Source organism: Paenibacillus sp. J22P15, from assembly GCF_056269345.1.
Genome location: NZ_JBWDNT010000028.1, coordinates 15108 through 39121 on the forward strand (window position 1 = coordinate 15108; position 24014 = coordinate 39121).

The 24014-nt window shown below is 46.1% G+C and carries 21 protein-coding genes, 1 tRNA gene and 1 other RNA gene; 3 read left to right on the top strand and 20 right to left on the bottom strand.

Annotated elements, in window-relative coordinates; all coding sequences use genetic code 11:
• Nucleotides 1-366, bottom strand: a transfer-messenger RNA (tmRNA) gene (ssrA, locus tag AC0YN6_RS28245).
• 264 nt (nt 367-630) lie between these two features.
• The gene (gene smpB / locus AC0YN6_RS28250; protein WP_475751288.1) at nt 631-1110 is read right to left on the bottom strand and encodes an SsrA-binding protein SmpB; all 480 of its coding nucleotides are present in this window, start codon (nt 1108-1110) and stop codon (nt 631-633) included.
• A gap of 138 nt (nt 1111-1248) precedes the next feature.
• Between smpB and AC0YN6_RS28255 the strand changes: the two genes are divergently transcribed.
• Nucleotides 1249-1977 carry a copper homeostasis protein CutC gene (locus AC0YN6_RS28255; RefSeq protein WP_475751289.1) on the top strand — a complete coding sequence of 243 codons (729 nt, stop codon included), beginning with the start codon at nt 1249-1251 and terminating at the stop codon, nt 1975-1977.
• Between the two features lie 83 nt (nt 1978-2060).
• On the opposite strand, the gene AC0YN6_RS28260 is transcribed toward AC0YN6_RS28255, so the two are convergent.
• The 10 genes from AC0YN6_RS28260 to AC0YN6_RS28305 all read right to left on the bottom strand — a co-directional run bounded on the left by AC0YN6_RS28260 (nt 2061) and on the right by AC0YN6_RS28305 (nt 14107).
• Nucleotides 2061-2261, bottom strand: coding sequence for a cold-shock protein (locus AC0YN6_RS28260; protein WP_028609190.1), 201 nt, complete (start codon nt 2259-2261; stop codon nt 2061-2063).
• 257 nt (nt 2262-2518) lie between these two features.
• Nucleotides 2519-5530, bottom strand: a complete 3012-nt coding sequence (rnr, locus tag AC0YN6_RS28265; RefSeq protein ID WP_475751291.1) for a ribonuclease R — start codon at nt 5528-5530, stop codon at nt 2519-2521.
• A 170-nt stretch (nt 5531-5700) separates the two neighbouring features.
• Entirely contained in the window at nt 5701-5937 is a 237-nt protein-coding gene (gene secG / locus AC0YN6_RS28270) for a preprotein translocase subunit SecG (RefSeq protein ID WP_183570711.1), read from the bottom strand.
• A 99-nt stretch (nt 5938-6036) separates the two neighbouring features.
• On the bottom strand, nt 6037-6804 hold the full coding sequence (locus AC0YN6_RS28275; RefSeq protein WP_475751294.1) for a sugar phosphate isomerase/epimerase family protein: 768 nt from the start codon (nt 6802-6804) through the stop codon (nt 6037-6039).
• Between the two features lie 120 nt (nt 6805-6924).
• Nucleotides 6925-8217: a phosphopyruvate hydratase gene (gene eno, locus AC0YN6_RS28280; RefSeq protein ID WP_475751296.1), complete on the bottom strand. Its 1293-nt coding sequence runs from the start codon at nt 8215-8217 to the stop codon at nt 6925-6927.
• 27 nt (nt 8218-8244) lie between these two features.
• The gene (gpmI, locus tag AC0YN6_RS28285) at nt 8245-9783 is read right to left on the bottom strand and encodes a 2,3-bisphosphoglycerate-independent phosphoglycerate mutase (protein WP_475751298.1); all 1539 of its coding nucleotides are present in this window, start codon (nt 9781-9783) and stop codon (nt 8245-8247) included.
• 1 nt (nt 9784) lies between these two features.
• On the bottom strand, nt 9785-10543 hold the full coding sequence (gene tpiA / locus AC0YN6_RS28290; RefSeq protein ID WP_475751300.1) for a triose-phosphate isomerase: 759 nt from the start codon (nt 10541-10543) through the stop codon (nt 9785-9787).
• Nucleotides 10544-10584: 41 nt separating this feature from the next.
• Nucleotides 10585-11769, bottom strand: coding sequence for a phosphoglycerate kinase (locus AC0YN6_RS28295; RefSeq protein ID WP_475751302.1), 1185 nt, complete (start codon nt 11767-11769; stop codon nt 10585-10587).
• Nucleotides 11770-11948: 179 nt separating this feature from the next.
• Nucleotides 11949-12953 (bottom strand): type I glyceraldehyde-3-phosphate dehydrogenase, encoded by a 1005-nt coding sequence (gap, locus tag AC0YN6_RS28300; RefSeq protein WP_475751304.1) that lies wholly within the window; start codon nt 12951-12953, stop codon nt 11949-11951.
• A gap of 98 nt (nt 12954-13051) precedes the next feature.
• Nucleotides 13052-14107 (bottom strand): sugar-binding transcriptional regulator, encoded by a 1056-nt coding sequence (locus AC0YN6_RS28305; RefSeq protein WP_475751306.1) that lies wholly within the window; start codon nt 14105-14107, stop codon nt 13052-13054.
• A 254-nt stretch (nt 14108-14361) separates the two neighbouring features.
• Between AC0YN6_RS28305 and AC0YN6_RS28310 the strand changes: the two genes are divergently transcribed.
• Both AC0YN6_RS28310 and clpP read left to right on the top strand, forming a co-directional pair.
• Nucleotides 14362-14436 (top strand) — tRNA-Arg (locus AC0YN6_RS28310).
• Between the two features lie 322 nt (nt 14437-14758).
• Complete coding sequence (clpP, locus tag AC0YN6_RS28315) at nt 14759-15343, top strand: ATP-dependent Clp endopeptidase proteolytic subunit ClpP (RefSeq protein WP_475751355.1); 585 nt, start codon at nt 14759-14761, stop codon at nt 15341-15343.
• 158 nt (nt 15344-15501) lie between these two features.
• Here clpP and AC0YN6_RS28320 read toward each other — a convergent pair whose 3' ends face one another.
• The 8 genes from AC0YN6_RS28320 to AC0YN6_RS28355 form a co-directional block, all read right to left on the bottom strand.
• Complete coding sequence (locus AC0YN6_RS28320) at nt 15502-15771, bottom strand: HPr family phosphocarrier protein (protein ID WP_028609180.1); 270 nt, start codon at nt 15769-15771, stop codon at nt 15502-15504.
• Nucleotides 15772-15975: 204 nt separating this feature from the next.
• On the bottom strand, nt 15976-16905 hold the full coding sequence (gene whiA, locus AC0YN6_RS28325; protein WP_475751308.1) for a DNA-binding protein WhiA: 930 nt from the start codon (nt 16903-16905) through the stop codon (nt 15976-15978).
• A 6-nt stretch (nt 16906-16911) separates the two neighbouring features.
• Nucleotides 16912-17877, bottom strand: coding sequence for a gluconeogenesis factor YvcK family protein (locus AC0YN6_RS28330; RefSeq protein ID WP_475751310.1), 966 nt, complete (start codon nt 17875-17877; stop codon nt 16912-16914).
• Between the two features lie 33 nt (nt 17878-17910).
• Nucleotides 17911-18798: an RNase adapter RapZ gene (gene rapZ / locus AC0YN6_RS28335; RefSeq protein WP_475751312.1), complete on the bottom strand. Its 888-nt coding sequence runs from the start codon at nt 18796-18798 to the stop codon at nt 17911-17913.
• Between the two features lie 141 nt (nt 18799-18939).
• Entirely contained in the window at nt 18940-19890 is a 951-nt protein-coding gene (locus AC0YN6_RS28340; RefSeq protein WP_475751314.1) for an ROK family glucokinase, read from the bottom strand.
• A gap of 288 nt (nt 19891-20178) precedes the next feature.
• Entirely contained in the window at nt 20179-21126 is a 948-nt protein-coding gene (gene trxB, locus AC0YN6_RS28345; RefSeq protein WP_475751357.1) for a thioredoxin-disulfide reductase, read from the bottom strand.
• 20 nt (nt 21127-21146) lie between these two features.
• The gene (locus tag AC0YN6_RS28350) at nt 21147-22898 is read right to left on the bottom strand and encodes a tetratricopeptide repeat protein (protein ID WP_475751316.1); all 1752 of its coding nucleotides are present in this window, start codon (nt 22896-22898) and stop codon (nt 21147-21149) included.
• A 165-nt stretch (nt 22899-23063) separates the two neighbouring features.
• Nucleotides 23064-24014 (bottom strand): ribose-phosphate diphosphokinase, encoded by a 951-nt coding sequence (locus AC0YN6_RS28355; RefSeq protein ID WP_475751318.1) that lies wholly within the window; start codon nt 24012-24014, stop codon nt 23064-23066.

The window sequence follows — 24014 nt, forward strand, 5'->3', positions numbered from 1 at the left end:
TGGTGGAGGCGAGGGGATTTGAACCCCTGTCCGAAGATCACGCCACACAGGCTTCTACGGGTGTAGTCACAGTTTTGATGTCACCCAGGCCGACGCCCCGTAACCGGCTTCGATCTAGGTCAGCCTGATTGTCTTCTTCAGCTCACCGCAGGCGGAGATGAGACAGCGTATTCCACTACTTGTTAGCCCCTAATCCAGTCACATGGACGATGCTGGGTAGAAGCACGCACACAGTTTCTTAGGCTGCGAAAGCGTAGTTTGTTTGTTGTTTGCCGTTTAATAGGCTTTAGCGTTGATGAAGCGGACGACTCCCCGCTACCCGCAACCCGCGCTCGTACAATCCCCGTCGAATCCATAAACGCCCCCAATTTTGCATAAACAATTAGCTGTAGATCAACACTACTCAGAAGAGTACATCCACACTAACGTTTAGCTCAATTGAAGATTTAGGATTAAGGCACAGCATCTGTCAAACAAATCATTTGGCAGTCTGTTCCGATTGTCTAACACGAATGCACTTGCATTGTTTGTCTTGCCGTTGCTACTGTCTTAGTATACCACGAATGAGCAGCTTCCGTGTACAATTGTTATTGGCAACTGTGGTTGCTTACTCCCATGGAAAACAACACCTTAATGAGAAACCTTCTGTTTCTCGCGCAGCACACGCTGGATATCACGCTGAGCATCACGCTTAGCTGCCGTATCCCGTTTATCGTATTGCTTCTTACCTTTACCTAGACCAATTAATAACTTCGCATATCCATTGCGCACATAGATCTTCAACGGTACAATCGCATAACCTTCTTGCTTAGATAAGCCTAGAAGCTTATGAATTTGCATCTTGTGCATTAATAGCTTGCGAGCACGCGTTGGATCTGTGGGATTGTGAATATTCCCTTGCTCGAACGGACTAATATGCATATTGTGTATGAAAATCTCACCATTGCGGATAGTAGCAAACGCATCACTAATGTTTGCACGACCTGTACGCAGTGATTTAATTTCCGTACCCAGCAGCACCATGCCAGCTTCGAATGTTTCCTCAATGAAATAGTCATGGGAAGCTTTCTTATTCTGGGCGAGCTGCTTGCCGTCACTCTTCTTACCCATGCTAGTCACCTCGACTGAATTACGTTAAAATAATGGTTGCACGTATTCTGGTGTTCATTGTAACAACTTTAACAACGAAAATCAAGGCGGCGACAGAGTAACATTTTCTCTAGCCTATGCCAAAAAAGGAGATTTCCCATGCTGCTTGAAATCATTGCTACGACTGCAGATGAAGCGGTTACAGCTGTTGTGCACGGTGCAGACCGTGTAGAGCTCATATCAGCCTTTGACGAGGGTGGTCTAAGCCCGCACCAGGACGTTACGGTATCGGTGCTTGAGTCACTTAAGCGACTTGAACAAGCAAATCAGACACCTCTGTCCAAAATATATCCGGTTCATGCCATGGTTAGACCACATAGCAGGTCCTTTGTATATGATAAGGCCGACCTTAGTGAAATGACTGCTCAAATGATTAAAATGCGCGCTTTAGGCGTTCATGCATTCGTCCTAGGCGTGCTGCGGATGGATGGAACTATTGATACCGATTCACTAGAGAAGCTGCTGGAAGCTGCTGGTGATCGTCCTGTCACCTTCCATCGAGCTTTTGACGAGGTACCTGACCAAGAGGAGGCTTTGTCTACTCTTACAAAATACCCTCAAATCAATTGGGTGCTCACTTCAGGGGGCAAGCCCAGTGTTCTTGAAGCTGTAACTCAAATCAGCAGGTTGGTTAAACAAAGTATTGGGCATACTATTAAAATACTCCCAGGAAGCGGCTTATCCATACCTTCTCTGCCCGCTTTTATTACGTCGACCGGAGTGCAAGCCGTTCATCTTGGAACAGGCGTTAGATCCGGCGGAACAGATTCTCCAATCGACGGAGCACTCGTGCGCCATGCTCGTCAATTGCTTAATGAATTTAAATAAACAAATCCTCACTTAATGATATACACAAAAAAACCGCCTTTAACCCAAAGGTCAAAGGCGGTTTTATTAACGTTCGTAAGCTACTACAGCTTTACAACGTTTTCTGCTTGTGGTCCACGGTTGCCTTGAACAACGTTAAATTCTACGCGTTGTCCTTCTTCAAGAGTTTTGAAGCCTTCGCCAGTGATTGCGGAGAAGTGTACGAATACATCGTTGCCGCCTTCAACTTCGATAAAGCCGAAACCTTTTTCTGCGTTAAACCATTTAACTGTACCTTGTTGCATGTGTAAAAACCTCCAAAAAAATAATATTAATATGCGCCTGGTTTGTCTTTAAACAAAAAATTCACACATTGGAAAGGGTTTCATGACTATAATGATACCCTTTTCAATATGTGAATTCAGGTTCATATTATCGATTGATTTGAGTGTACTATACCCAGAATTAAAATGCAAGTGACGAGCTTAAATATATTTTCCCAAATTGCCCAGTTCACGGCGACTTCCAATTATGACACATAACGGAAATCGCCGTCCCTATTTTACTTACGATTCTTCCGGACAAAAGCAGCTGTGGAGTTACCGCCGCCTCCGCTTTTTTTCTTACGCTTTTTCTTCACCGCATCGCCGCCGCTGCCTTCCACGCTCGGTGCTTCCGCACTACGCTCGCTGCCAACAACACCGCCCGGCGGCGTATTCCTCCGCTTCGCGCCGCCGCTGTCATCGCTGCGCCGCTGCCCGGCTCCACGACCATTACCGCCTGGCCCACCGCTGTTGCGGATGGGCAGGCCCCACATATCCGTACGCGCATTATTCCCGCGCGCTCTATCTCTACCTTGGCCCGGCGAAGTATTCGCCTCTTGCCCAGTTCCGCGCTCCGCCGACATTCCGCCGCCGTTCACGTCAGCTCCGGCTTCGCCTGCGCCACCCCGTCCGCGTCGCTTGCCGCCGCCGCGTCCGCTATCAGGAGCATCGATGCGCCATGGATTGGCCTGCTCGACAATACCAACTACGCTGCGATCCACTCCGCTGTTATAGCCGCGGCCACCGCCGCCTTTACCTCCGCGTCCTTTGCCGCCCGCATTTGCTCCGCGCTCGCCTCTTCCGCCTCGGTTTCCTTCGCCTGCTCCACCTTGGCCTCTGCCGCCTGCATTTGCTCCGCGTTCGCCATTTCCGGATCGGTAACCTTCGCCTGCTCCGCCCTTGCCTCTGCCGCCCGCACTTGCTCCGCGCTCTCCTTTGCCGCCTCGGTTTCCTTCGCCGGCTCCGCCTTTGCCTCTGCCGCCTGCACTTGCTCCACGCTCGCCTCTTCCGCGATCACCGAATCCGCCGCGCTTTTTGCCGCCTCGATCACCGCCGCCGAAACCGCTGCTCGGAATACCCTTATAGCCGCTGCGCGGCTTCATATCCACAAGAGCAAAGTCGATCGTATGCTCCGTCATGCTTACGCGAGTGACAAGAATTTTCACTTCATCGCCAATCCGATACACTTTAGACGTACGTTCGCCGACCAATATCATATGCTGCTCATGGAAATTATAATAATCATCGGACATATCACTTAATCGAATTAACCCTTCAACCGAGTTATCCAGTTCGATAAACATACCGAAGCTCGTTACGCTGCTAATAATACCTTCGAATTCCTCGCCGACTTTATCAAGCATGAACTCGCATTTTTTCAGCTGCTCTGTATCACGCTCTGCATCAACTGCTACACGCTCGCGTTCTGATGAATGCTGTGCAATTTCCGGCATCCGTGCCGAAAGCGTCTCATGGCGAGCTTCCGTCAATTGCCCCTTTCCTTCAAGCACCTCGCGAATAACCCGGTGAATGACTAAATCGGGATAACGACGGATCGGTGACGTAAAGTGCGAATAGAACTCTGCAGCAAGCCCAAAATGCCCTAAACTCTCTGCATCGTACTTCGCCTGCTTCATCGAACGAAGCATAACGGTCGAAATAACAGTCGCTTCCTTCGTACCTCGGATATCCTCAAGCAGTGTCTGCAATGCTTTAGGATGAATTGAATTGCCCTTGCCTTTCACCACATAACCAAAGTTCGCTGCAAATTGTACAAAGTTGAGCAGCTTCTCTTGCGATGGGTCTTCATGGATTCGGTAAAGAAAAGGAACACGCAGCCAGTGGAAATGCTCAGCTACCGTTTCATTTGCCACAAGCATAAATTCCTCGATCAGCTGCTCAGCAACAGAACGCTCGCGTTTTATAATATCAACCGCTTTGCCGTTCTCATCTACGATGACCTTTGATTCCTGAAAATCGAAATCGATTGCGCCGCGCTTCATACGCTTCGAACGCAAACGCATCGCAAGGTCCCCCATCAAAGCAAACATATCAAGCAGGCTTGCATAGCGCTCTTTAAGCTCTGTTTGAGGCTCTTCTTCCGTCGCCGTCAATATTTTCTTCACATTCGTATAAGTCATACGTTCTTTCGTACGGATCACACTCGTGAACACATCATGACGCACACGCTTAAGTGTTGCTGCATCAAACTCCATCTCACAGGAAAGCGTTAGACGATCCACCTGCGGATTGAGTGAGCAAATACCGTTCGACAAACGATGCGGCAGCATCGGAATAACGCGATCCACTAAATATACGCTGCATCCTCTACGGTATGCTTCTTGATCAAGCTCTGAATTTTCTTTTACGTAGTAGCCAACATCGGCAATATGTACACCAAGCAAATAGTTGCCGTTCTCCAGACGCTTCACATGCACCGCATCATCTAGATCCTTAGCATCCTCGCCATCTATCGTTACAATGACCTCATCGCGCAAATCTCGTCTTCCTTGCTTCACGATCTCATCATCTGTTATAGAATCCGGCGCAGCTTCAGCCTCTCTCATCACTTCATCCTCGAAGCCCTCAGGAAGTTGATGCTTGCGAATAATCGACAAGATATCGACACCAGGGTCATTCTTATGTCCCAAAATTTCGACAATTTCACCTTCAGCTGCGGAACGCCCTTCTGGATAGGAGACAATTTTTACGACAACCTTCTGACCAGAGACCGCGCCTTGATAGCCGCCCTTCGGTATGAAAATATCTCGATTTATCCGTTTATCATCCGGCACGACAAAAGCATATACATCGTGATCCTCGAACGTTCCAACGATTTGGGTAACGGCACGTTCTACAATACGAACGACCTCTCCCTCCATACGACCGCCGTGCTCACTTCTCGATGTGACACGAACGAGAATGACATCTCCATTCATCGCACTTTTCAAGTCATTCGCGTGCAGGTATACATCACCATGATCCTTTTGATCCGGAATCAAGAAACCGAATCCCTTTGCATGCGATTGCAGCTTGCCGCGCAGCAGATTCATTCGTTCCGGGACACCGTAGTGATCATTTGGTGTTCGAATGATTTTCCCTTCGTCCTCTAATTTATTCAGCAGTTTAAGGAACTCCTTAAACTCCACTGCATCTACGATACCAAAATGCTTTTCAAGCTCTTGGTATGTCATCGGTTTATAAGCCGTTTCTCTCATAAAATCAAGCAGTTCCTGCTCGTAATTGATCATTATTATTTTTTCTCCTCATAAACCTGCCAAATTGCTCTAGTGTGGTTTGAAACAGGTTGATAGATTATCATATAACATGTAGTATACACGAAATGGAAGCCGCGCATCCGTGAATATGATTAAAATACAAAAAAAGCGAGGAATATCCTCGCTTTCTGCGTGTGTGTCCGTTATTGTTTTACGAAGTAAGAAACAACAAGCGCCAATATGAAGAATCCAGCTGCTAATACAACTGTCAAACGTTGCAAGAACAAATCCAAACCGCGAGCTTTCTGTTTGCCGAAAAGGTGCTCAGCGCCACCCGTAATCGCTCCGGACAAGCCTGCACTCTTACCTTTTTGCAGCAATACGACAGCAATTAGGCCGACAGAAAAAATAACGAGCACGATTTTCAATAAGATATCCATTCATTCCACCTCCAGCATAGGAGCTCCGTAAATACACATAAGCTGAGTGTACCATAGCTGGGCACAAATTACAATAGTACGGGCCCTAAGTCTAGTTAATTACGCGAATCCATTTTCTTTCAAATACAGAAAGTTATTGGCGGCACTCTCAAGCGAGCTTGATTCATATTGCTCCTGTTCAACAAACATATAGGATACGCCAGCAGGCTCCAGCGCGCTTAATAGCTGATCGTAACCAACCTCACCCTTGCCAATTTCCGCGTCCTTCCTCCCTTTCGAGAAGTCTTTCAAATGCACTAAAGGAACGCGGCCTTGATATTTCATCAAATAGTCAGCAGGGTTATAGCCTGCAATATGGATCCAGCCCAGATCGAATTCCATGATCATTTGGTCCGCGGCGATTTTCGACAAAATATGATCAATTACAGGTTTCTTTTCGACCATCTTAAATTCAAAGTCATGATTATGGAAGCCATATTGCATACCAGCAGCTTTCACCTGCTTCGCGCATTCCTCGAATACATCGACCAAGTATTGTACATTATCCATTGTCGGAAGCTCAGGGAGCGGCACCCACGGCGTAACAATATAGGATACGTTAAGCTCCTTTGCATATTCAATCTGCCCTGCAAAGTCAGACGTCAAATGTTTGGTATCGCTAAAATTTAACGGAACATGTACCGAGGGCGCAATTAGTCCCAGCTCATCCAGCTTACTTTTTATTTCCTTCGCTGGTATTTTGAAATAACCTGTGAATTCTATCGCTTTATAACCAATCTCCGCTACTTTCTCAAGCGTGGTCAAAAAATCAATCTCAGTATGATCTCGAAGCGAATACATTTGAATGCCTATGACTGGTTTTGCCACTTTCCCACACCGCCTAATTACTTAATGCTTTACAGCCTTATTATGCCCTGTATGCAATCAAAAAAAAGAAGGGCATGCCCTCAATAGGCATACCCTTCTCAATAAGCCGCTAAACGCGTCCTATTTGATGTTTTTCAAGTTGTAGAAAGCTGATTTGCCAGCGTATTGAGCTGTCGAACCAAGTTGGTCCTCAATGCGAAGCAATTGGTTGTATTTCGCAACACGGTCCGTACGGGACGGAGCGCCTGTTTTGATTTGGCCAGCGTTTGTAGCTACAGCGATGTCAGCAATTGTGCTGTCTTCGCTCTCGCCTGAACGGTGAGAGATAACTGCTGTGTAACCAGCGCGTTTAGCCATTTCGATCGCGTCAAAAGTTTCAGTAAGCGTACCGATTTGGTTGACTTTAACTAGGATAGAGTTACCTACGCCTTTGTCGATACCATCGGATAGACGCTCAGTGTTCGTAACGAACAAATCGTCACCAACGAGTTGAACTTTTTTGCCAATCTTCTCAGTAAGCAATTTCCAACCATCCCAATCGTCTTCGGAGCAACCGTCTTCGATTGTAAGGATTGGGTATTTGTCAGCCCATGAAGCAAGTAGATCAACGAACTCAGCAGGTGTGAATGATTTGCCTTCGCCTGCAAGCACGTATTTGCCGTCTTTGAAGAATTCAGTAGAAGCAACGTCCATACCGAGGAATACGTCAACGCCTGGCTTGTAGCCTGCGCGCTCGATAGCGGAGATGATTGTAGTGATTGCTTCTTCGTTTGAACCAAGGTTAGGAGCAAAGCCGCCTTCGTCGCCAACAGCTGTGTTAAGACCTTTTTCATGCAATACAGCTTTAAGGCTGTGGAAGATTTCAGCGCCGATACGAAGCGCTTCTTTGAAGCTTTCAGCACCAACAGGAAGAACCATAAACTCTTGAACGTCGATGTTGTTGTCAGCATGCTCACCGCCGTTGATGATGTTCATCATTGGAACCGGAAGCACTTTAGCGTTGAATCCGCCTAGGTAAGTGTAAAGAGGTACATCAAGTGCGTCAGCAGCTGCGCGAGCTACTGCCATCGATACAGCTAGAATCGCGTTAGCGCCCAGCTTAGCTTTGTTTGGAGTACCGTCAAGCTCGATCATTTTGCGGTCGATAGCTACTTGATCAAGAGCATCTAGACCAATAATTTCAGGAGCGATTTCAGTATTAACGTTCTCAACAGCTTTCAGAACGCCTTTACCAAGGTAACGTGATTTGTCGCCATCACGAAGCTCAACAGCCTCGTAAGCGCCAGTGGAAGCGCCGGATGGAACGATTGCGCGGCCTTTGCCGCCGGACTCAAGAGAAACCTCTACTTCTACAGTTGGATTCCCGCGGGAATCAAGCACTTCGCGTGCATATACATCAACGATAATTGACATGAGAGAAAACACTCCTTTAAAGTTTTATTATTTGTTAATTAAAGTAATACCCGTCATTTCTTTTGGCTTAGCAAGCTCAAGCAAATCAAGAACCGTCGGTGCGATATCTGCAAGAATACCGCCGTCACGAAGAGTCTCGCCTGCTTTCGTTACGATAAGCGGTACAGGGTTCGTCGTATGCGCCGTAAACGGACGGCCATTCTCGTCGAATACCATGTCAGCATTACCATGGTCAGCCGTGATGATGCAGACGCCGCCTTTGGCAAGTACTGCTTCGACTACTTTGCCAAGACATTCATCCGTTGCTTCAACCGCTTTTATCGTAGGCTCCAGCATGCCGGAGTGACCTACCATATCGGGATTAGCGAAATTCAGAATGATTGCGTCATGCTTGTCTGACTCAATCTCGCGTACTGTTGACTCAGCAAGCTCGTATGCGCTCATTTCCGGCTTCAGGTCGTACGTTGCGACCTTAGGGGAGTTGATAAGCACACGAGTTTCACCAGGAAGCTCTGCATCGCGTCCGCCGCTGAAGAAGAACGTAACGTGCGGATATTTCTCTGTTTCTGCTGTACGTAGTTGTGTCTTGTTGTTTTGCACGAGCACTTCGCCAAGCGTATTATCGAGGTTCTTTGGTGAATACGCAACGAATCCGCCTACGGTTTCACTGAATAGCGTCAAACAGACGAAATACAGATTAACAGGGTGGTTCTCGCCGCGTTCAAAGCCGCGGAAATCCTCATTCGTGAATACTTGCGACAATTGAATCGCACGGTCAGGACGGAAGTTGAAGAAAATAACTGCGTCCTCGGATTCTACAAGACCAACTGGCTTGTTCTCTCCATCTACAATAACCGTTGGCATAACGAATTCATCATAAACCGATTTCTCGTAGGATTCAACTACCGCTTGAATCGGATCGAAATATTGAGGTCCTTCGCCGTATACCATGGCGCGATAGGATTTCTCCGTACGCTCCCAGCGCTTGTCGCGATCCATTGCGTAGTATCGACCTTGAACCGTTGCAATGCGGCCGACGCCAACCTCTTCGATTTTCGCTTGCAGTCGCTCTAGATAACCCTTCGCGCTATCTGGAGACACGTCACGGCCATCAAGGAAAGCGTGAATGTACACATCCTCAAGCTCTTCCTTCTTCGCTAGGTCAAGCAGAGCGAACAAGTGCTCAATATGGCTATGTACGCCGCCGTCAGACAACAAGCCGTAAAGATGAAGTTTTTTGCTATTCGTTTTTACATGACGAACTGCACCAAGAATCGTTTCATTGTCGAAAAACTCGCCGTCACGAATTGATTTAGTAATACGAGTCAGATCCTGATACACGATGCGGCCTGCACCGATGTTTAAGTGACCAACCTCGGAGTTTCCCATTTGACCTTCAGGAAGTCCAACCGCTTCGCCGCATGCCGTTAATGTCGTATGCGGATAGGTCGACCAGTAACGATCATAGTTCGGTTTTTTTGCTTGTGCAACAGCATTTCCGGTCACATCATCGCGCAAACCGAAGCCATCAAGAATAATGAGTGCTACAGGTTTAGGAGCAGCCATATTACTTGGCCCCCTCGACCAGTGCGATATAGGATGCAGGCTCTAAGCTAGCTCCGCCAACAAGTGCACCGTCAATATCAGCTTGACCCATGTACTCAGCAACATTGTTAGGTTTCACGCTGCCGCCGTATTGGATACGAACCGCATCTGCAGTCGCTTGATCATAAAGACCAGCAACAACACCGCGAATATAGCCGATAACATCTTGTGCATCTTCAGAAGTAGACGATTTGCCTGTTCCGATTGCCCAGATTGGCTCGTATGCGATAACGACTTCAGCTGCTTGTGCTGCAGATACGCCCTCAAAAGCAGCTTCTGTTTGCACTTTGCATACGTCCTTCGTTTGTCCTGCTTCACGCTCTTCAAGCTTCTCACCTACACAAACGATAGGAAGCAAGCCGTTTTTGAAGGATGCATGAACTTTCTTGTTCACGATCTCATCGGACTCTGCGAAATAAGCGCGACGCTCGGAGTGACCGATAATCACGTATTTAACACCTAGATCCTTCAGCATTACGCCGCTGATTTCACCAGTGAAAGCACCGTTGTCTTCAAAGTGAACGTTTTGCGCTCCGATTGCGATCGAAGTACCTTTTGCTGCTTCAACAAGTGCTGGAAGCGTTGTGTAAGGCGCGCAAATAACGCTCTCTACACCATCAACTTCAGCTTTGCCTTTAATTTCGGAGAAAAATGTTACAGCCTCGGATACCGTTTTGAACATTTTCCAGTTACCTGCAATAATCGGTTTTCTGTTGCTCATGCTTAAGTCCTCCTCAAATCATATTATTTTGGTAAAGCCTATTATTTATCGTTAAGAGCTACAACGCCTGGGAGTATTTTGCCTTCCATGAACTCTAGGGAAGCGCCGCCGCCTGTCGAGATAAAGTCCATTTTGTCAGCAAGGTGGAATTTCTCAGCTGCTGCTGCGGAATCGCCGCCGCCGATAACTGTGTAACCAGTTGTTTCTGCGCAAGCGCGAGCAACGGCTTGTGTTCCATGGGAGAATGGCTCGATTTCAAATACGCCCATAGGTCCGTTCCATACCACTAGCTTAGAGTTCTTGATTACATCAGCATAGATCTCACGAGTTTTCGGTCCGATGTCGATGCCTTCCCAATCAGCAGGAATGCTGTCAATGTCAACAACTTTAGTATTAGCATTAGCGCTGAAATCGTCAGTAACAACGATATCTACAGGGATCAAGAAGTTTTTGCCTAGCTTTTTCGCTTTTTCCATAAACTCAAGAGCTAGATCAAGCTTGCTGTTATCAACAAGTGATTGACCAATTTCGTGGCCTTGTGCTTTAAAGAATGTATAAGACAAGCCGCCGCCAATGATGACATTGTCAGCAATCTCAAGCATTTTATCGATAACTGCGATTTTGTCTTTTACTTTTGAACCGCCAACGATAGCTGTGAAAGGACGCTCTGGGTTGTTAAGTGCTTTGCCTAGTACTTCAAGCTCTCTTTCCATAAGAAGGCCAGATACAGCCGGAAGAATATGAGCGATACCTTCTGTTGATGCATGTGCACGGTGAGCAGCACCGAAAGCGTCGTTTACGAACAAGTCAGCAAGCTTAGCGAAAGCTTTAGCTAGTTCTGGATCGTTTTTCTCTTCACCTTCGTAGAAACGCACGTTCTCAAGCAATAGTACATCTCCGTTGTTAAGTGCTGCAACTTGCGCTTCAACCGCTTCGCCAATTGCTTCGTTCGATTTCGTTACTTGCTTGCCAAGCAGCTCAGATAGACGCAATGCTGAAGCTGTGTGACGAAGCTCTTCTACGACTTGACCATTCGGACGGCCAAGATGACTTGCTAGAATAACTTTTGCGCCTTTTTCGATCAAGAAGTTAATTGTAGGAAGCGTCTCACGAATACGCTTGTCATCTGTAATTTTACCGTCTTCCAACGGCACGTTGAAATCAACGCGAACAAATACTCGTTTACCAGCTAGCTCTGCAACATCACGTACACTTTTCTTATTCATCAATGAAGCCTCCCGAAAATGTAATATGGAAAGGTATAGCGGTAGAATTATAAAAAAAGAGGGCGTTCCTTCAAAGAAGAAACGCCCTCATGATTTACGACTCCTAGAAGCCCCAAATCAAAGACCTATGCTTTACTCCGCATGCGCGGAGAGCTGCGGCCTCAGTCCGTCTTCTTTGCTTACAGACCTTTGCTAGCGATGTAAGCAGCAAGATCTACTACGCGGTTCGAGTAGCCCCACTCGTTGTCGTACCATGAAATAACTTTAACCATGTTGCCTTCAACAACCATAGTCGAAAGACCATCAATTGTAGAAGAAGCAGGATCAGTGTTGTAGTCGCTTGATACAAGCGGCAATTCGTTGTAGTTCATGATGCCTTTAAGAGCGCCTTCTGAAGCTTCTTTGAATGCAGCGTTAACTTCTTCAACAGTTACGTTAACTTTAAGCTCAGCAACAAGGTCAGTTACGGAAACGTTAGGCGTAGGAACACGCATAGCCATACCGTTCAATTTACCTTTAAGCTCAGGAAGAACTAGTGAAACAGCTTTCGCTGCGCCAGTTGAAGAAGGAATGATGTTTTCTGCAGCTGCACGAGCGCGGCGCAGGTCTTTATGAGGAACGTCAAGAACGGATTGGTCATTTGTGTATGAGTGAATTGTAGTCATCATACCTTTAACGATTCCGAATTTGTCGTTCAATACTTTTGCGAAAGGAGCAAGACAGTTCGTTGTGCACGAAGCGTTGGAAATAATGGTATGTGCCGCAGGATCGTATTTATCTTCGTTAACGCCGATAACCACAGTGATATCTTCGTTTGTAGCAGGAGCGGAGATGATAACTTTTTTAGCGCCGCCTTGCAAGTGAAGCTCAGCTTTTTCTTTAGCTGTGAAAATACCAGTTGATTCAACTACGATTTCAACGCCTACAGAACCCCATTGAAGATCAGCTGGGTTGCGCTCTGCAAATACTTTGATTTCGCGGCCATTTACGATAAGCGCGCCTTCTTTAGCTTCAACAGTACCATCAAGTTGACCGTGAGTAGTATCGTATTTCAGAAGATGTGCTAGTGTTGCAGTATCCGTAAGATCATTTACTGCTACGATTTGAACATCAGGGTTGTTCAGTGCTGCGCGGAATACGTTACGGCCGATGCGACCAAAACCATTAATACCAACTTTAACCATTTTTTGTTTCCTCCTAAGCGTTTTTAAAAGATTAATGTATATATTTCAAGATATTTTGCAATAAAGCCCAGCGGCTAAATGCAAAGCATCATGATTCCTTATTGCTTGCTCATCGATTGATCTTTTTCTTGATCAATCAGAGCGACTATTTCCAGTGCTGCTGCTTCATCTGTTACGAGTACATCATTGTGTCCAAAGCGCATCACTGCCGCTATAGCCTCGCCTTTGCTCTTACCTCCGGCGATACCTATAACAACTTCAGTCTTAACAATATCCTCGAGCCGTAACCCTACTGTTTGCATTTTGTGCACGACAGCGCCTTTACGATCGAAATAAAACCCGAACGATTCTGCCAAAGCACCTTCAGCTTCCATAGCGTCAATAACCTCACGCTCAAGCCGTCTGCGTCTTGCCATTACAATAGCATCTCCGATACCATGTACAACGATGCGAGCACTGCGGATGACATCCACAATTTCCCGAATGTTGGGTTCCTGCATAATGGAAGCGAATGCTTCCTCGCCTAGATGATCCGGTACGTGCAGCAGTCTGTACTGCCCTCCTGTACGCTTCGCCATCATGGAAGCAATGGTATTCGCTTGATAATCCAAGCTCTCCCCAAGGCCGCCTCTAGCCGGTACGAACAAGTTCGTCTTTAGCTGTGAGGAACTAACCAGTTGATTCGAAAGTTGTGCAATCGTCGTACCACCTGTTACTGCCACTACGTCGCTCGGTTGCATTACCTTATTAAGCACCTGACATCCTGCACGACCAAGCTCACGCTTTGTCTGAGCAGAAACTTCAGAATCGCCAGCAACAATAATGACCTGCGATAGTCCGTAATGACTGCGAATCGCTTCCTCAAGCTCGGATAATCCGAACATTGTTTTGTAAAATGGCTCAAGCTGTTCTAATAACAGCTTGCCAGAATCGCTAATTCGCATGCCCCCCGAAAGAATCTCGAGAAGACCTTGTTCTTTCAAAAAATCGGTCTCAGCCCGAAGCATACGCTCCGTCATCGATAATGCCGACGCCAATGTCCGACGTCCGATTAAATCCGACAGCATCACCTGATGCAAAATCGAATACCGTTTTTTCATGACCTCGAGCAGATCAGGCACAAGCTGCTGCTGCAGTTCAATGATCTGACGCATCTCTCATCCTTCACTCCATCGGCCTATAGCGTATTCGGCTCAAATACGTTGGACTTATTTCGTCCCGCGGTATCATTTTAAGTCCCACCATTAGTTTATCGGAAATATGCGATTGTAGCAATAGCCGTTTTCCTTTTGCAAACGTTTACTGACACATTTTTCACAAATTTAATTTTTGACATTCCCTTGCTTTAACATCATAAATATCATATAATCATTTTTGCGACTATTTTCAAATATAAGTAAGTACTTGTGCGCCCGTGGTCCAATGGATATGACGCAGCCCTCCGAAGGCTGAGATCTAGGTTCGATTCCTTGCGGGCGCGCCAATATTTCTTTTTGATCAGAGTTTCCACACTTCAAACCCTATAATGATACACACGAACCGTTCCTATACGTTGGAACGTTTTTTTATTTTCTGGCAGCGCCACGCTGTTCCTCTACCCAAAACATCCACTCTAAGTCTCATAATAAACACTCCTAATTACGCTTGCTTTTTTCATCCAAACTGCTTAGAACCTATTTTTTTCTCATACCCTGCAAGGGATTCATAGACTTGTTTGACTATCTTTGACTTTTGACTTTTCATCCGTTATTATGAGAATACGATTTAACCATTCATTGTTTTTTAGGAGGGGGCTTACGTTGGATATGAATTTCGTTCCTATGGTTATTGAGCAAAACAATCGGGGTGAGCGTGCGTATGACATTTACTCTCGCCTATTGAAAGATCGCATTATTTTTCTAGGATCCGGTGTAAATGACGTGGTGGCAAACTCCATCATCGCTCAGTTGCTGTTCCTTGCAGCTGACGACCCTGAGAAAGACATTTCCCTTTATATCAACAGCCCGGGCGGTTCAATAACGGCAGGCATGGCTATTTATGATACGATGCAATATATTAAACCAGATGTTTCTACAATTTGTGTCGGCATGGCCGCTTCCATGGGTGCCTTCCTGCTAACTGCAGGCGCAATTGGTAAACGATATGCGCTTCCGAACAGTGAAGTGATGATTCATCAGCCTCTCGGCGGAGCTGAAGGTCAAGCAAGCGATATCGCCATTCGCGCGAAACGCATTATCGGCATGCGTGACAAGCTGAACGGTATTTTGGCAGAGCGCAGCGGACAATCGCTTGAACGTATCGAGAAAGATACAGACCGCGATTACTTCATGAGTGCTGCAGAAGCCAAAGAATATGGCTTAGTTGATAAAGTTATCGAGAAGCTTGTCTAATTATTTTAAATTGAACGCAAAAAAAGAAGAGCAGATTCGGATATCCGGGTCTGCTCTTCTTTTTGCGTTCATCATTGCTAGCTGCTCTGCATTCCATATAAAAAAAGAGCTGTCGCCGCAAGTTCATAACGAACCTGCGTGACTTCTCTCCTTCTTCCTTATTGGTTCTCCAGCTCTTCTTTGCTTACCAAAGCGACTAAAGCGTTTACAGCCTGTTCTGCGTCCGAACCCTCGGCACTTATGGATACTTCAGTGCCAGAACTGATAGCCAAGCTCATAATTCCCATTATGGATTTAGCGTTCACTTTTTTGTCGTCTTTCTCTACAAATACTTCGGAGGAAAATTTGTTCGCTTCTTGTACGAATAATGCTGCTGGTCTTGCATGTAGTCCAGTCTTAAGACGAACAACAACTGGAAGCCTTGTCATGGAAACCATACCCCCTATATTTTACTCATTCATTAGCAAGCGGCACAAGCTTATACGGCTCTATTTGCCGTTTTCTGGCTGCAAAAGCTCGTTCCCGGCAAAAGATAAGACTTTAGACATAATAATCGCCTATTCCTATCTTTATAATTTAAGTCATTTTGAATTATTATATCATTATACCAGCTGATGCACTAGGATGAAAGCTCAGACGCCACGGATTTTTTCCGCAAGCTCATCAATTTTACGTAAACGGTGGTTTACGCCTGACTTACTGACCTTTCCCCCAAGCATTTCGCCGACCTCTGTCAAATTCATATCTGGATGCTGCAGCCTAACTTCAGCTACTTCCTTCAGCTTGTCAGGAAGACTGTCCAGTCCCACTTCACGTTGCAGCAGCTTAATGTTCTCGATTTGACGAACAGCTGCACCAATCGTTTTATTTAAATTAGCCGTTTCGCAATTAACGATTCGGTTTACAGAATTACGCATATCGCGCATAATTCGTACATCCTCAAACTTGAACAAAGCTTGGTGCGCACCAATAATATTAAGAAGCTCGATAATTTTCTCGCCTTCTTTGATGTAGAAGATAAATCCTTTTTTCCGTTCAATACATCTAGCGTTCAAATCAAATTTGTTCGCAAGACTTACCAGTGATTCGCAATGTTCTTGGTACATCGAGGCTATCTCCAAATGATACGAGGAGCCCTCCGGATTGTTAACCGATCCGCCAGCAAGAAATGCACCGCGCAAATAGGAGCGTTTGCAGCAGGGCTTGCGAATTATATCCTTATCGATGCCTTGGTTGAACATAAAACCTTCGGATACAATTTTGAGCTTGCTTAATAATTCTTGAACTCCCGCAGGAATACGAACGATATAAACATTATTTTTTTTCAGCCTCATCTTTTTGCGGACGAGCAGTTCTACATGTATTTCATAATGCTTTTTGAGCAGGGAATAAATCCTTCTGGCAATCGCGGCGTTTTCCGTTGAGATGTCCAAAACGACTTTGCGGCTAGATACGCTAACCGAACCGTTCATCCGTATAAGTGCAGATAACTCCGCTATCTCACAACAGCTGTCCGCCTCGATTAACGTCAGCTCTTTCTTTGTTTGGGCCGCAAATGACATTATGTATCACCTCTTTCGTAACATCCAGTTCTCAACCAGCTTATATATATGATGGCTTAAACGTTCGGCATCATGCCGAAGAAAAGTGCGGAATAATACAAGGCGGTCCGCAATGACTTCGTAACCCTTCTCGGTTACAGCATCTAAATCCAAATGGACTGCTTTCGCGCCCATTTCAGCATATCTGCTTTCAATTTGCGGTGGAATCTCGCCGTTATTTACGATAACGTAATCAAATAAATGTTGTCCGATATGAGCATGAATGGCATCAAGATGATCGCCTACCGAAAAATTATCCGTCTCGCCAGGCTGCGTCATTACATTGCAGACAAACAGCTTTACTGCTTCTGATTGCACAATGGCACTTGCTAGTTTAGGAACGAGCAGATTTGGAATAATACTTGTATATAGACTGCCCGGACCAATTAAAATAGCATCTGCCTGTTCAATCGCTTCAACCGCCTCTTCCAACGGTTCCACATCAGCAGGCTCCAAAAACACTCGTTTGATGACTTTGCCGGCCTTCGGAATCATGGATTCGCCTGTAATAATCGTGCCATCAACCATCTCTGCTTTGAGCACGATCGCTTGATTCGCCGCAGGCAGCACTCGGCCCCGCACTGCTAGGACCCGGCTCAGCTCACGGATACCGGTTACAAAATCGCCGGAAATATCCGTCATTGCTGCGAGCATAAGGTTTCCAAGGCTATGCCCTGCAAGTCCCGGTACCGTTTTGAAACGGTATTGCAGTACCTCTGTTAGAAGAGGCTCCGCATCAGCCAGTGCCATGAGCACATTTCGAATATCGCCAGGAGGTGGAATTTGCAGCTCATTTCTTAGAATGCCCGAGCTCCCGCCATCATCGGCAACCGTAACGATAGCTGTAATATCGAGAGGTTTTTCCTTTAGACCTCGCAGCATAACAGAGAGACCTGTACCGCCGCCAATAACGACGATTTTAGGCCGTCTCATTATTTTGTGTCTACTTTGCATTTTCTCACCCCGTCAATGCTTGTCTCGCTCGGCATCGCGATGGCTGACACGCACACGTTCCGTATCACTGCTGCCGAGCATGCGTCCCAAATATTCAGCAATGGCAACGGAACGATGTTTCCCGCCAGTACAGCCAATACCGATAACAACCTGACTTTTCCCTTCCTTACGATAAAGCGGAATAAGGAATTGCAGCATATCTAGTAGCTTTGTTAGAAATTGCTGTGTTTCTGGCCATTTCATCACGTATTCATATACTTCAGGGGTTTGACCGGTATTCGGACGCAGATGCTCCACATAATGTGGATTCGGCAAGAAGCGAACATCATAGATCAGATCCGCATCAATCGGAATTCCATATTTAAAGCCAAAAGAAGTTACGTTTATCGACATGTTATTTTGCTCTAAGTTAGTAAAGTGAGAAATAATCCGTTCCTTCAAATGAGCCGGCTTCAAAATACTTGTATCGATAACCTGTGAAGCCCATCCCTTTAAATCCTCAAGCAGACGACGCTCATTGCGTATGCCTTCAAGAGGCAATCCCTCAGGCGCCAACGGGTGACGTCGACGGCTTTCCTTATAGCGCTGAACAAGTACAGCATCCGTTGCATCCAAAAATAAGATTTCGCAACTAAGCGTGTAATGCTCTTTAATATAGGCCAGCGATTCGGAGAGCGCCGTAAAAAACTCGCGCCCTCTCAAATCAATAACAAGCGCTACGTTGCCGATTTTACCGTTAGACTGCTCGATGAGCTCAGCAAACTTAGGAATAAGGACGGGTGGTAAATTATCTACGCAGAAGAAACCGAGATCCTCCAGGCTTTGGACAGCAATTGTCTTGCCCGCGCCAGACATCCCGGTTATTATGACAAGCTTCGCTACTGTTGCTGTCGTTTCCATGAATAAACCTCCTAAAAGGTTTGCGGATGCAAACCTACTTCGTAAGGATATGCTTAGACTTTGCGAATGCAAAGTCACTTCGTAAGGATAAACTTAGGCTTTGCGAATGCAAAGCCATTTCGTAAGGATATGCTCTTTAAACTAGCCTCTTAGAATAAGTCCTGCCGCGCCAACTACACCAGCGTTGTTACCTAGTGTTGCCGCAACGATCTTCACATTTTCTTTGGCTTGATCTTGTGTATACTTCTCGAAAACTTCGCGAATCTGGTCGAATAAGAAATCTCCAGCTTTGGAAACACCGCCGCCGATAATGAAATATTGCGGATTAAGAACGATTGCCATCATCGCCATCGATTTACCCAAGTAATAAGCTGCACGATTCACGATGCGAGTTGCAACTTCATCTCCAGCTTTCGCAGCATCAAGAACGTCCTTCGCCATAATATCTTCAACGAGTGATAGCGACGTACGATCTCCGCGCTCCACAGCATCCTTTGCCATACGAATAATGCCCGTTGCTGAAGATACGGTTTCAAGGCAGCCAATTTTTCCACAACCGCATACAATAGCTTCAAGATCTGGCACGATTGCCATATGACCCAGCTCACCCGCCATACCCATATAACCTTCAACGATTTTACCATCTATTATAATGCCGCCGCCTACGCCAGTACCGAGTGTATAGCATACGCAATGCCCAATGCCTTTGCCAGCTCCGCCCCAAGCTTCGCCTAGTGCTGCGACATTCGCATCATTATTAACTTTAACCGTCTTATTTAGCGCCTGCTCCAAATAAGCCTTAAGATTGACGTTCTCGATTTTCAAGTTTGGTGCAAATTTCACAATACCATTCGGAATATCCAAGAAACCAGCAATCCCAACGCCTACCCCGTCAACTTGCTCCCAATCATAGTCTGATTCAGCTACGATTTGTTGTACATAACTCGCAATATTTTGAAGGATAGTGTCCGATCCTTTACTCGCCTCCGTCGGCCCCTCAAACGTCCGGAGCAATTGACCATCCGAATTACAAATACCTAGTTTAATAGAAGTTCCGCCGACATCGACTCCAACGTAAATCTTTTCAGACATCACTAGTCCACCTCATCAATATGTTAATCTTCTCTGTAACACTATAAGCGACCTTTATCCTCTGGTCAAGATAGCGGAATACTGGTAAATCAAGCGTTCCAGGCCAAGTAAAAAAGGTTCCTGCATCCTAGGGTTGCTGCTTACTGGAGCAGCATTGATGAAGAAATATAAAATAAATAAAAGCAAATGATTTACTTTCTTAATTCTTTAATGAAAAAGCTATACCGTCAAGCATAACGCTCTGCTGGTATAGCCCTATCTTTATCTTATGATGCTCCTCGCTATGTATTAAAGCGATTTGCTCCAATCATGCGTAATTGCACCTTCTAAGTATCTTTCGCAATCCAGTGCAGCCATACAACCACTGCCTGCCGCTGTAATCGCTTGGCGATATTTGCTGTCTTGCACATCTCCACAAGCGAAGACGCCTGGCACGTTCGTTTCGGATGTACCTGGTTTCACAACAATGTAACCATGATCGTCCGTATCGATTTGTCCAGCAAGGAATTTCGTGTTTGGCGTATGGCCGATAGCGATAAAGATACCGTCCGTCTCAATAACGTCCTCTTCACCCGTCTCGTTGTCACGAACTTTAAGTCCAGTGACACCCATTCCGCTTGCTACGACTTCAACCGGCGTGCGATTCAAGCTCCAGCTAATTTTCTCGTTCTCACGAGCACGATCCTGCATGATTTTTGAAGCACGAAGCTCATCACGACGGTTAACAAGCTCAACATTGGAAGCAAAACGAGTAAGGAAGTTAGCTTCCTCCATGGCAGAATCTCCGCCGCCTACTACGATAATTTTCTTACCGCGGAAGAAGAAGCCATCACATGTCGCACACGTACTTACGCCGCGTCCAACATTTTCTTTCTCACCAGGAATGCCGAGGTATCTAGCCGATGCACCCGTAGAAATGATGATGCTCTCTCCAACAAGCTCGCCGTGACCTTCCACTTGAAGCTTGAATGGACGCTCCGACATATCTACACTGTTTACCCAGCCCGTAATAAACTTAGCGCCAAAACGCTCCGCTTGTTTACGCATGTTTTCCATAAGCTCCGGACCCATAATGCCTTCTGGAAAACCAGGGAAATTCTCAACTTCTGTCGTTGTCGTCAATTGGCCGCCCGGCTCAGGGCCTTCAATAATAAGCGGGCTCATGTTCGCACGAGCCAAATATATAGCCGCTGTAAGTCCCGCAGGACCTGTTCCGATAATAATGGATTTGTACATATGCTTCACCTCATCAAAGTTTATTCGTCCTGCAATTCCTGTGTAAAAAATACTGAACTCATCGACTTCATCTTTTCTTTGATGCCGCAAATCTCGTCAATCACCTTGACGTTCTTGCTTACAGTGGCAATGGAAGTTCCGTATTTAGTCGAAACCTCATGGTACGAAATAGCACGACGATGCATTTTTGCAGTCAAATATTCTAATGCGGCCGCCCAGCCTTCTGGCTTCGTCAGCTTCGGAGTGTTCGGGTATACTCGCGTCAAAAATTCTACCCATAAGGTCATCAAATCATGCTGCTGAACCAAATCGTATTGCTTGCTCATCCGATCGAGCGCGAAGTCTACGACTTCCTGCCATTTATCTTCCCAGACGGGGAGGCTTGAAGGGACACGATTTGGTTCAATGACCGTTTCTTTCCCTTCCAACACCACATGTAAAGGCTCTTGAACGCCCATCGTTCTCAGAACAAAAATAGCAATCCGCTTTAAATAGTCGTCCTCTTCCCTCTCCATCAAAAACGTCTGAAGAACGTCCTTCACTTCGCTGTCCGCAATCATACCTAGTGCCTGAATGACCTGCAGCTTCGTATCTTGATCGCCATGGCGCAGCGCCCAGAAGAACGAAGAACGCACTAATGGATCACGCTTGAGATGATCAGGTATACCGTCCGAAGACTTCTCCCAAAGCTTGAATTGCTCTTCGAATGGCAAATGGTAATGATAGCTGATCGCCGCTGTCTGCTGCCCGCTTCGCACAAGCTCAAGCTGCTCCATGTAATATAGCGGAATACTTGATTTCGGATCAAGCTTAATCGTCTGCTTCCACAGCCGTTCTGCTTCCTGCAATCTTCCGATATTGCAAGCTGCAACCGCAGCATAATGGTACATACTAGGATCCTGAGTGAGCTCTGAGTCTTTGAGCAGTCTGGAGAAATGCTTATATGCAGCACCATGCTCTCCTAAGATGCCCATTGTAGTTGCCAGTTTAAACACATGCTCCTGATGGAATGGCACTGTCTTCGCAAGCAGCTCTACAAGCGGCTTCAAGCTCTCATCATCGTTTTTGTGCTGATAAAAAATAGCAAGGTTACACAGAGCATGCAGGTTGCCCGCTTCGAGATCAAGCACCTCATGGATCGTGTCCATCGCTTTATCGAACATACCCATATAGTAATAGGCTAATGCCAAATTATTGCGAGCAGCTAGAAAATCAGGCTGACCTTCGATAATTTTCTCCAAAATGCGCACAGCCTCGGTAAATTTGCCTTCTTCAAGAAGCGTCCGCGCCAAATCATGCTCTACCATGCCTTCACGCGATTTTATGTTAGTCAGACGAGTAGGGCGCTCCAGCTCATAATGCAGCAGATCCATCATATCTTCTGCTTCATCCAGAAACTGACCTTCCAAGTCCTCTTCTAAATATCGTATAAGCGAGCTTTCAGCTGCTTCATATTGCTCCAAATTAGCAAAATTGTTTGCCACATAAAAATGACATTCCGTCATTGTCGGATCAAGCTCATCTATAATCCAGCTCAATATTTTATTCGATTCCTCATAGTTGCCCATTTCAGAAAGAATGCCGGCCATATTACAATGGTTTACCGGATTTTCCGGCTCGTATTCGACGGCGCGACGAAAATATTTAAGTGCCTTGTCATAATGGAGCCGATCAAGCGACCGTACCGCACGTTCGAAAAAAAACGTAGCGTCCCATTGAACCGGTATGACTTTCGTCTGTTGATCTACGGCAACTCGTTTCTTCTCTTTCACCCGCAAGGCACCTCCCGTTACTTCCGATTTTCTACGATTATACCATAGCAATACCCATGAGAACATGAAAGAATATGTGGGAAAATCGCGGATGGCAAATACACCACCCGCGATTTCCCACGGCATTACTATTCATTTCGCACTCTTCGCATTCATCTAGAACGCTTATACACCATTGCTTTTGAACAAGGTGCTGATCGATCCACCTTCCAAAATGATGCGCGTAGCTTCTGCAAGCAATGGCGCAACGGAAAGCACTTTGAATCGCTCTGGAGTCGATTCCGGCAAGCTGATTGAGTCAGTAACGATAATTTCTTTAATATTTGGATGATCCAAACGCTCAATGGCCGAGCCGGAGAATAATGGGTGCGTTGCGCATACGTATACATCCTCAGCACCGCGCTCCTTCAAACTTTCCACAACGTTTACAATCGTAGATCCCGTATCGATCAGATCCTCAATAATAATCGGTGTCTGTCCTTCAACATCTCCGATAACGTGTGTAATAACCGATTCATTGTGCGCAGGGCGTTTCTTGATCATAATCGCAAACGATGTATCCAAGTAGTTCGCAAGCTTCTCAGCAGTTGAAGCACGTCCTGCGTCCGGCGATACTACAACCGGATTCTTGATGTTTTTTGACTTCAAATAATCGCTGATTAAATCAAGCGCAGTCATATGATCGACCGGAATGTTGAAGAAGCCTTGAATAGCTGGAGCATGAAGGTCGATTGTAATCACACGGTTCGCTCCAACAGTCGTAAGCACATCTGCCAGCATTTTCGCTGAAATAGGCTCCCGAGGTGCTGCTTTGCGCTCCTGACGCGCATAACCGTAATAAGGCATGATGATGTTAACCGTTCTTGCGGAAGCACGCTTCGCCGCATCAATCATGACAAGCAATTCGACAAAATGCTCGTTGATTGGATGTGAAAACGATTGTACGAGAAAAACGTCGCAATTTCGAATCGTTTCCTCGTAATGCACGTAAATCTCACCGCTTTTGAAACGGGACATCTTGATCGCGCCTAGCGTCAGACCAAGCTCTGCACTAATTTTCTGAGCCAATACCGGATTAGACGAACCCGAAAAAATACGCACCTTGTCGCTTAACAT

What these genes read in the sequence shown, in the direction of transcription:
- smpB (WP_475751288.1), bottom strand. Translation starts at nt 1,110, where the DNA reads ATGGGTAAGAAGAGTGACGGCAAGCAGCTCGCCCAGAATAAGAAAGCT.
- AC0YN6_RS28255 (WP_475751289.1), top strand. Translation starts at nt 1,249, where the DNA reads ATGCTGCTTGAAATCATTGCTACGACTGCAGATGAAGCGGTTACAGCT.
- AC0YN6_RS28260 (WP_028609190.1), bottom strand. Translation starts at nt 2,261, where the DNA reads ATGCAACAAGGTACAGTTAAATGGTTTAACGCAGAAAAAGGTTTCGGC.
- rnr (WP_475751291.1), bottom strand. Translation starts at nt 5,530, where the DNA reads ATGATCAATTACGAGCAGGAACTGCTTGATTTTATGAGAGAAACGGCT.
- secG (WP_183570711.1), bottom strand. Translation starts at nt 5,937, where the DNA reads ATGGATATCTTATTGAAAATCGTGCTCGTTATTTTTTCTGTCGGCCTA.
- eno (WP_475751296.1), bottom strand. Translation starts at nt 8,217, where the DNA reads ATGTCAATTATCGTTGATGTATATGCACGCGAAGTGCTTGATTCCCGC.
- gpmI (WP_475751298.1), bottom strand. Translation starts at nt 9,783, where the DNA reads ATGGCTGCTCCTAAACCTGTAGCACTCATTATTCTTGATGGCTTCGGT.
- tpiA (WP_475751300.1), bottom strand. Translation starts at nt 10,543, where the DNA reads ATGAGCAACAGAAAACCGATTATTGCAGGTAACTGGAAAATGTTCAAA.
- AC0YN6_RS28295 (WP_475751302.1), bottom strand. Translation starts at nt 11,769, where the DNA reads ATGAATAAGAAAAGTGTACGTGATGTTGCAGAGCTAGCTGGTAAACGA.
- gap (WP_475751304.1), bottom strand. Translation starts at nt 12,953, where the DNA reads ATGGTTAAAGTTGGTATTAATGGTTTTGGTCGCATCGGCCGTAACGTA.
- AC0YN6_RS28305 (WP_475751306.1), bottom strand. Translation starts at nt 14,107, where the DNA reads ATGCGTCAGATCATTGAACTGCAGCAGCAGCTTGTGCCTGATCTGCTC.
- clpP (WP_475751355.1), top strand. Translation starts at nt 14,759, where the DNA reads ATGAATTTCGTTCCTATGGTTATTGAGCAAAACAATCGGGGTGAGCGT.
- AC0YN6_RS28320 (WP_028609180.1), bottom strand. Translation starts at nt 15,771, where the DNA reads ATGACAAGGCTTCCAGTTGTTGTTCGTCTTAAGACTGGACTACATGCA.
- whiA (WP_475751308.1), bottom strand. Translation starts at nt 16,905, where the DNA reads ATGTCATTTGCGGCCCAAACAAAGAAAGAGCTGACGTTAATCGAGGCG.
- AC0YN6_RS28330 (WP_475751310.1), bottom strand. Translation starts at nt 17,877, where the DNA reads ATGAGACGGCCTAAAATCGTCGTTATTGGCGGCGGTACAGGTCTCTCT.
- rapZ (WP_475751312.1), bottom strand. Translation starts at nt 18,798, where the DNA reads ATGGAAACGACAGCAACAGTAGCGAAGCTTGTCATAATAACCGGGATG.
- AC0YN6_RS28340 (WP_475751314.1), bottom strand. Translation starts at nt 19,890, where the DNA reads ATGTCTGAAAAGATTTACGTTGGAGTCGATGTCGGCGGAACTTCTATT.
- trxB (WP_475751357.1), bottom strand. Translation starts at nt 21,126, where the DNA reads ATGTACAAATCCATTATTATCGGAACAGGTCCTGCGGGACTTACAGCG.
- AC0YN6_RS28355 (WP_475751318.1), bottom strand. Translation starts at nt 24,014, where the DNA reads ATGTTAAGCGACAAGGTGCGTATTTTTTCGGGTTCGTCTAATCCGGTA.